Source organism: Agitococcus lubricus (assembly GCF_003051055.1).
In the GTDB taxonomy this organism is placed as follows: domain Bacteria; phylum Pseudomonadota; class Gammaproteobacteria; order Pseudomonadales; family Moraxellaceae; genus Agitococcus; species Agitococcus lubricus.
In genome coordinates, this window is record NZ_QAON01000062.1 from 1 (window position 1) to 1,237 (window position 1,237).

A 1,237-nucleotide genomic window follows, 5' to 3' on the forward strand; every position below is an offset into this window, starting at 1 on the left:
AAATTAGGGTTTTGTTTGACATATTTGCTTTTCTTAAAGTCATCAAGCGTAATAATGCCTTTTCCGTTTGTGTCCGCCTCTTTCCACTTTTGATAATTTTTATACAATTCGGAGCTTTTATCAGCGTAAACATCACCAACAATCGGGACGGCTTTACCGCCTAATGACATTTTTTTTGTTGGTGCATTTTTTACTATATCAATCGGCTTTTCAGCTTTAGGCCTTAAAAAATCAATAACCTTATCGGCCATTCCACTAAAAGAAGGCGTAATTTTTTCAATAAAGCCATTCCACGCATTGCTTATACGTCCAACAATATCGGCTTTTCGTAAGTCATCGACCCAGCCGCCAATTTTATCGCCGACTAATCGTCCTCCCTCTGTACCAAGCCATCCGCCTAATATGCCACCTATAATCGTTCCCAATACAGGAATAGGAATTAACGCTGTACCAACTATTGCACCTGCTGTTGCACCACCCAAACCACCTGCAATCGCTCCACCTGTTCGCCCTGCATTTTGTGCTTGCAATCGTGCTTTTTCGGCCTCTGTTAATTGATTATCCGTGGCAATATTTGCTGCATTAATACCGCCTGCACCTAGCTCTAATAAACTAGAAATATAAGGTATTTTTTTTAGAAACCCACTAAAAGCCTTACCTAGTCTTGTATCGCCTAAACGACCTAAAATAGATTGCGTGCGAGCAGGCGGATAGGCCGCGATAGGGGCATTAACTTTAGGTAGCTTCACTACAGCAACAGGCGATTGATTGTCCTTCGACTTCAAAAATTCAGGGATAAGATCACCCAATTTAGGAATAGCTGTTTTTAACGCTGCCAGCAATGCAGCCAAGCCCAAACCAAGCATGGCCAATAATCCGCCATCAGCACTACCACGCTGTCCTTGGCCTCTGACTAATTCATCTAAACGTCTTTGTTCTTGTAGGTGTTGTGTTTGATCCTGACGATTACCACGTTCTAACGTGCGCCAGATACGCTTGTACCATGCCACAGGCGAATTGATTGTATCGGTTTTTGGCTTAAATAATCCTTTAATGCCACGGCCTAATGCCATTGCTGGTAATCATCCCTAAAAATAACCGCTTTCAAAAGTAGAATTTTCTCGTAAGATAAACGCAGGAGAGGTAATCCTCCCATTTTTAACCGCAGTTAAAAGTAGAGGTTAGGCTATTAGAGCCAGCTTTTGTTTTGGTGGTATTCCACCATTTGCTTTGTTCG

1 pseudogene is annotated in these 1,237 nt (G+C 42.1%); it reads right to left on the reverse strand.

Going from position 1 to position 1,237, the window contains the following annotated elements:
- Positions 1–1,073 (reverse strand): annotated as a pseudogene (locus C8N29_RS16625) (hypothetical protein); the annotation flags it as partial.
- Positions 1,074–1,237 lie beyond the last annotated feature (164 nt).